Raw genomic sequence first — 6,297 nt, forward strand, 5'->3', positions numbered from 1 at the left:
CCCCCCCCCCCCCCCCCCCCCCCCCCCCCCCCCCCCCCCCCCCCCCCCCCCCCCCCCCCCCCCCCCCCCCCCCCCCCCCCCCCCCCCCCCCCCTCGCCGTATTAAGACCTGTGTGAGTTCCGGTTCGGTTCCCCACCTCGCCTGAAAACCGTCTCAGGCGCAATTCATCGAGGTCTCAGCGGAATTGGCCTTTTGCGGCTCCGGCGTCCCGTAGTGTTTTCCATGTCGACAGCGAACGACGCGAAAGCGAACAGAGCGAACGACACAGGGAATTCACCCGCATTCACCGTACGGATCAAGGAGACAGCCATGAGCTTCCACAAGGTCGCCCCGGTCAGGAAGAACCACAAGCCCCTCGCCCCGATCGCCCCGATCGCCCGGAAGAAGGCCGTCAAGAAGGCCGCGCCCAAGCGCCGTCCGGTCGCGCACAAGGGCTGAGCGCGGACTTCTCACGGACTTCTCGGGGGGACTTACAAAGAATTCACCTGAGTAAATCCAAGTAATTCAGAGACAAGTGCAGCAGATCGGTAGAGGAACTGTTGCAGAACCGCAGCGGAGAGGGAAACAGACATGAGCTTCCACAAGATCGCCCCGGTCAGGAAGAACCACAGGCCCGCCGCCCCGGCCCCGAAGCGCGCCGCGAAGCCCGCGCCGAAGAAGGCCGCCCCGAAGCGCCGTCCGGTAGCGCACAAGGACTGAGATCCACCCCGAGGCGGGGTCACCGAACGGCGAGCGTGCTCGCCCGGTGGCCCCGCCTCAGCCATGCCCGAACCCACCCGAGAGGAAGGTGTTGACCATGAGGGAAGTCCGGGAGGCCTTCCGCCGTTTCTGGCCGCTGACCCGCGGCGACCGCCGCTGGCTGGTGGTGATCGTGTCGTGCGTGGTGATGTCCGCGCTCGCCGAGACGGCCTCGATCCTGCTGTTCGCCCAGCTCACCGACAACGCGCTCAAGGCGGGCTCGCTGTCCGCCTTCTGGGGCCCGGCCGGCGCCTGGCTGGGCGTCGCCGCACTGGGCGCGCTGGTCGGCTACCTCGGCAACTCGCTGGCCACCTGGACCGCCGAGCGCTTCGTCCTGCGGCTGCGGGCCGCCGTGTTCCGGCACGTCCAGGACCTGCCGCCGCACTTCTTCCAGAAGCACCGCCGGGGCGACCTGGTCGAGCGGCTCACCGGTGACGTCGAGGCCATCGAGCAGATGGTCGTGTCGGGGGTCGTCGGCACGGTCTCCGCCGCCTTCTCCGCGGTCTTCTACGCCTGCGCCGCCCTCTACCTCCGCTGGGACCTGGCCCTGGCCACCTTCGTCCTGGCCCCCCTCTTCCTCCTCGCCGCCCGCTCCTTCTCCGGCCGCATCCGGCAGACCGCCCGCGACGAACGGGTCGCCGACGGCGCGATCACCTCGGTGGTGGAGGAGTCCCTCGGCAACGTCGTCCTCACCCAGGCGTACAACCGCCGCCGCGACGAGGAACGGCGCCTGGACCGCGAGGCCCGCGCCTGGCTGCGGGCCAGCGTGCGCGGGGCGCGGCTGAGCGAGATGTACGAGCAGTTCGTCGAGGTCGTCGAGACCCTGTGCGTGCTCACCGTGATCGGCCTCGGCGTGTGGGAGATCTCCGCCGGCCGGATGACCCTGGGGCAGCTGCTCGCCTTCGCCGCGTTCATCGGCTACCTCTACCCGCCGGTCCGCAGCCTCGGGCAGCTCGGCCTGACGCTCACCGCGGCCACCGCCGGCGCGGAACGCCTCGGCGAGATCCTCGACGCCGAACCGGCCGTGACCGACCCCGCCGAACCGGTCCCCGCCTGGCCCGTCCGCGGCCGGGTCACCTTCCACGGCGTCTCCTTCACCTACCCGGGCGCCCACCGCGCCTGCCTCGACGGGGTCAGCCTCACCGCCGCCCCCGGCGAACTGGTCATCGTGACCGGCCCGAGCGGCGCCGGCAAGTCCACCCTGGCCAAGCTCCTCACCCGCTTCTACGACCCCTGCGCCGGCGTGATCCGCCTCGACGGCGTCCCCCTCACCGACGTACCGCTGGAGTTCCTGCGGGAGAACGTCGCCCTGCTGCCGCAGGAGACGCTGATCCTGGGCGGCACCATCCGCGAGAACATCGCGTGCGGCCGCCCCGGCGCGAGCGACGCGGAGATCGAGCGGGCCGCGCGGTCGGCCGCGGCGCACGACTTCGTCACCGCACTGCCCGAGGGCTACGACACCCGGATCGCCCCCGGCACGGCGGCCCTCTCCGGCGGCCAGCTGAAGCGGATCACCATCGCCCGCGCGATGCTGCGCGAGGCACCCGTCCTGGTCCTCGACGAACCGACGGCGTGCCTGGACTCGGTCGCCGCCCGCCAGGTCGTCCAGCCCCTGCGACGCCTCATGGCCGGCCGTACGACGATCATGATCACGCACGATCTGAGCCTCGCCCCCGACGCCGACCGCATCCTGGTCGTCGACCGGGGCCGGCTGGTGGAGGCGGGAACGCACGCGGAACTGCTCGCGCGGGACGGCGCGTACGCCCGGCTGGCCGGCCCGCTGCCGACAACCCTGACGGACCGGCCGGCCCGGTCCGACGACACCCTGATCCTGCGCCGGTGAACCCACCCACCGGGAAACGCCCGTGCCCGCCCTCCGAGGGCGGGCACGGGCGTTCGCGTGAGGGCTACGGCAGGTCCGGGGGAGGGGTCGGGGCGCCCGGCAGGCTGATCGTGGCGACCGTGCCGCCGCCGTCGGCCCGCGTCAGGGACACCTCGCCGCCCGCCTGTTGGACCGTACGGGCCACGATCGACAGGCCGAGACCCGAACCGGGCAGCGCGCGGGCGCTCGGGGAGCGCCAGAAACGGTCGAAGACGTGCGGGAGTTCGTCGGCGGGGATACCGGGGCCGTGGTCGCGGACCGTCAGGACGCCGTCGCCGAGCCGCACGTCCACCGTGCCGCCCTCCGGGCTGAACTTCACCGCGTTGTCGAGGATGTTGACCACCGCGCGCTCCAGCGCGGACGGCTCCGCCCGCACGTACCAGGGCTGCACGTCGGCCGTGATCGTCAGCTCGGGACCGCGCAGGCGCGCCCGGCGCAGGGCCGACTCGACGACGTCCTGCCAGGCCAGCACCCGCGTCTTGCCGGTGTGCGAACCGGTGTCCGGACGCGACAGCTCCTGGAGGTCGCCGATCAGCGACGCCAGCTCCGTCATCTGCGCCTTGACCGAGGCGAGCAGCGCCTTGCGGTCGGCGGCGGGAATCGGCCGGCCGATCTCCTCGCTGCGGGTGAGGAGTTCGATGTTCGTACGGAGCGAGGTCAGCGGGGTACGCAGCTCGTGGCCCGCGTCCGCGATGAGCTGCTGCTGCAGGTCGCGGGAGTTGGCCAGCGACGAGGTCATCGAGTTGAAGGAACGGGAGAGGCGGGCGACCTCGTCGTCGCTGTCCGCGTCGACCGGGATACGGACGCTCAGGTCCTCGGTGCGGGCGACGTGTTCGACGGCCTCGGTCAGCTTGTCGACGGGCCGCAGCCCCGCGCGCGCGACCGCGAGCCCGGCGGCTCCGGCACCGAGGACGCCGACACCGGAGACGAGGAGGAGAAGAAGGGCCAGGTCGTTGAGGGTGCTCTCGGTGTTTCCCAGGGGAAGGGCCAGGATGACGGCCGCTTTCGAGGTGGTGTTGGTGGTCGGATCGGTGATCGTGAATCCGGCCAGGGTCAGCACCCGTACGCTGTTGCCCTCGGAGTCGGTGCCGTTGCGGAAGGTGCCCTGCTCGCTGTCCCCCTTCTTGACCAGGTCCTTGTCGGACTGGGTCGCCTTGACCGTGCCGAGGGAGTTCGGCAGGACGCACGGCTTGCCGTCCTCCGTGATCACCTCGAAGTAGAGGTTCCGCGGCCCGTTGTGGCCCGGGTCCTGCGGGAGCTGCCTGGTGCAGTTGTTGACCGCGGCCGTCGCCTGGCCTTCCAGCCCCGGCATCTTCATCGACTTGGTCAGGTCGCTGTTGACCTGGTCGTACAGTCTCCCCTGCACGATGAACCAGCACGTCACCGACACCGCCGCCACCGCGAACGCCACCGCCGCCGCGACGAGCATGGCGAGGCGGGACCGGATCGGCAGGGAGCGGAACCGGCGTGCGAGCCTGTTCACTCCGCCCCGCCTTGGCGCAGCACGTACCCCACGCCCCGGACCGTGTGCACGAGCCGGGACTCGCCGCCCGACTCGGTCTTGCGGCGCAGGTACATGACGTACACGTCGAGGGAGTTGGACGAGGGCTCGAAGTCGAAGCCCCAGACCGCCTTCAGGATCTGCTCACGGGTGAGGACCTGACGCGGGTGCGCCATGAACATCTCCAGCAGGGTGAACTCCGTGCGGGTCAGCTCCACGGGCCGGCCGGCCCGGGTCACCTCCCGGGTCGCCAGGTCCATGCGGAGGTCGGCGAAGGTCAGCGCGTCGTCCAGCTGGGCGCTCTCGGCCAGGGCCGCCGCGTACGAGCTGCGACGCAGCAACGCGCGGACCCTGGCGAAGAGTTCGTCCAGTTCGAACGGCTTGACGAGGTAGTCGTCCGCCCCGGCGTCCAGACCCGTCACCCGGTCGCCGACCGTGTCACGGGCCGTGAGCATCAGGATCGGGGTCGTCGTGCCCGCGCCGCGCATCCGGCGGGCGGCCGTGAGTCCGTCCATGCGGGGCATCTGGATGTCGAGGACCACGAGGTCGGGCTGGTAGGCGGTGGCCTTCTCCAGCGCGTCCGCGCCGTCCACGGCGACCTGCGTGTCGTAGCCCTCGAAGGCGAGGCTGCGCTGGAGCGCCTCGCGCACCGCGGGCTCGTCGTCCACGATCAGGATGCGCTGGATGTCACGGTCGCCATCGGCGGGGCTCATGGGTTTCGGGTTCCTCGGGTGCGGTGGGACGGGCCGGGAGGGATGAACGCTTTCAGCCTCGCATGCTTCCCGGCCGGCGCGTGAGGACAGGGGCTGCGGGATCAGCCGCGCATCGCGGCGAGCCGGTTCAGCCGCACCTTGCGGCGGTGCGGGCGGGCTGCGGTGGTGCGCAGCCCCATCAGCTGCGGGGGCGCGACCTCCGGCGACCGCGACTCCTGCGCCCGCGTCACGGGCGCGTGCAGGCCGTACGCCACCTCGAAGGCCAGGGCGAGGTCGGCCGGGCCGGTACCGGCCACCGTGTGCGAAACCTGCTTGATCATGACGTGCTCCCTGCTGGTTCGGTGCCGGTTCGGTGCCGGTTCGGGGGACGGACGGGACGGACGGGTCAGCTGTCGGAGCCGCCGGCCCGCAGCGTGCTCAGGTCGGCCTTGACGGTGTTGATCGGGATGGAGAAGCCGAGCCCGGCGCTGCCGGCCGTGGAGGAGTCTGAACTGGCCGAGTACATCGCGGAGTTGATCCCGACGATGTTGCCGTTCATGTCGATCAGGGCGCCGCCGGAGTTGCCCGGGTTGAGGGAGGCGTCCGTCTGGAGCGCCTTGTACGTGGTGGTGGAGGAGCCGGTGTCGCCGTTGAACTGCCGGCCGCCGAACTCGAACGGCCACTGGCCGCTGCCGCCGCTGCCGCCCTGGCTCTGTCCCTGGCTCTCGTCCGTGGAGACGGTCACGTCACGGTCCAGGGCGGAGACGATGCCGCTGGTGACGGTGCCGGTCAGGCCCTCGGGCGAGCCGATCGCCACGACCGTGTCGCCGACCTGCACGCCGGCGGAGTTGCCGAGGGTGGCGGTCCTCAGGCCGGAGGCGTTCTCCAGCTTGATCAGCGCGAGGTCCTTCTTGCTGTCGGTGCCGACGACCTTCGCCGTGTACTGCTTGCCGTCGCTGGTCTTCACCTTGATCGTCGAGGCGCCGGAGATGACGTGGTTGTTGGTGACGATCTCGCCGTCACTGGTGATGATCACGCCGGAGCCGGTGGACTCGCCGGCGTTCGAGGTGGCGTTGATCTCGACGATGCTCGGGCTGACCGCCGCGGCGATCGCGGCGATGTCGCCCTTCTTGCTGGACGGCACCACGTTGGTGCTGGTGCTGCTGGTGGCGGCCACGGTGTCGTTGCCGGTCAGCTCCTGCACGGCGTACGCGGTGCCGCCGCCGACGGCCGCGGCGACGAACGCCACGGCGGCCAGCAGGGACAGCGGGCCCCGGGCCCGCTTCCGCTTCGGCGCGGGCTCGGCGGGGACCGCGGTGAGCAGGGCCGTACCGCCACCGCCGTCACCGCCCTGCGCGCCGGAGTGTCCGCCGGCGGGGAAACCGGTCTGCGCGGGGGGGGGGGGGGGGGGGGGGGGGGGGGGGGGGGGGGGGGGGGGGGGGGGGGGGGGGGGGGGGGGGGGGGGGGGGGGGGGGGGGGGGGGG

The 6,297-nt window shown here is 71.9% G+C and carries 7 protein-coding genes; 3 read left to right on the top strand and 4 right to left on the bottom strand.

Annotated elements, in window-relative coordinates; all coding sequences use genetic code 11:
- The first annotated feature begins 309 nt into the window (after positions 1-309).
- From AC07AZ_RS37995 to AC07AZ_RS38005, 3 genes are all read left to right on the top strand, one after another.
- Positions 310-438: a hypothetical protein gene (locus AC07AZ_RS37995; protein ID WP_478855327.1), complete on the top strand. Its 129-nt coding sequence runs from the start codon at positions 310-312 to the stop codon at positions 436-438.
- Between the two features lie 132 nt (positions 439-570).
- Positions 571-699, top strand: a complete 129-nt coding sequence (locus AC07AZ_RS38000; protein WP_478855328.1) for a hypothetical protein — start codon at positions 571-573, stop codon at positions 697-699.
- Between the two features lie 97 nt (positions 700-796).
- Positions 797-2,581, top strand: coding sequence for an ABC transporter ATP-binding protein (locus AC07AZ_RS38005; protein ID WP_478855329.1), 1,785 nt, complete (start codon positions 797-799; stop codon positions 2,579-2,581).
- A 64-nt stretch (positions 2,582-2,645) separates the two neighbouring features.
- On the opposite strand, the gene AC07AZ_RS38010 is transcribed toward AC07AZ_RS38005, so the two are convergent.
- The 4 genes from AC07AZ_RS38010 to AC07AZ_RS38025 form a co-directional block, all read right to left on the bottom strand.
- Entirely contained in the window at positions 2,646-4,103 is a 1,458-nt protein-coding gene (locus tag AC07AZ_RS38010) for a sensor histidine kinase (RefSeq protein ID WP_478855330.1), read from the bottom strand.
- Positions 4,100-4,834 (bottom strand): response regulator transcription factor, encoded by a 735-nt coding sequence (locus tag AC07AZ_RS38015; RefSeq protein WP_478855331.1) that lies wholly within the window; start codon positions 4,832-4,834, stop codon positions 4,100-4,102. Before AC07AZ_RS38015 ends, AC07AZ_RS38010 begins: the two co-directional genes overlap by 4 nt.
- A 101-nt stretch (positions 4,835-4,935) precedes the next feature.
- Positions 4,936-5,154 (bottom strand): hypothetical protein, encoded by a 219-nt coding sequence (locus AC07AZ_RS38020; protein ID WP_478855332.1) that lies wholly within the window; start codon positions 5,152-5,154, stop codon positions 4,936-4,938.
- A 65-nt stretch (positions 5,155-5,219) separates the two neighbouring features.
- A partial coding sequence (locus AC07AZ_RS38025) for a S1C family serine protease (RefSeq protein WP_478855333.1) occupies positions 5,220-6,297 on the bottom strand: 1,078 nt, incomplete at its 5' end.

The organism is Streptomyces sp. NPDC043878 (genome assembly GCF_056435735.1).

Bases quoted from the DNA above. Each gene is read 5' to 3' on its own strand.
- AC07AZ_RS38020 (WP_478855332.1), bottom strand. From the start codon at position 5,154: ATGATCAAGCAGGTTTCGCACACGGTGGCCGGTACCGGCCCGGCCGAC.
- AC07AZ_RS38005 (WP_478855329.1), top strand. From the start codon at position 797: ATGAGGGAAGTCCGGGAGGCCTTCCGCCGTTTCTGGCCGCTGACCCGC.
- AC07AZ_RS38000 (WP_478855328.1), top strand. From the start codon at position 571: ATGAGCTTCCACAAGATCGCCCCGGTCAGGAAGAACCACAGGCCCGCC.
- AC07AZ_RS38015 (WP_478855331.1), bottom strand. From the start codon at position 4,834: ATGAGCCCCGCCGATGGCGACCGTGACATCCAGCGCATCCTGATCGTG.
- AC07AZ_RS37995 (WP_478855327.1), top strand. From the start codon at position 310: ATGAGCTTCCACAAGGTCGCCCCGGTCAGGAAGAACCACAAGCCCCTC.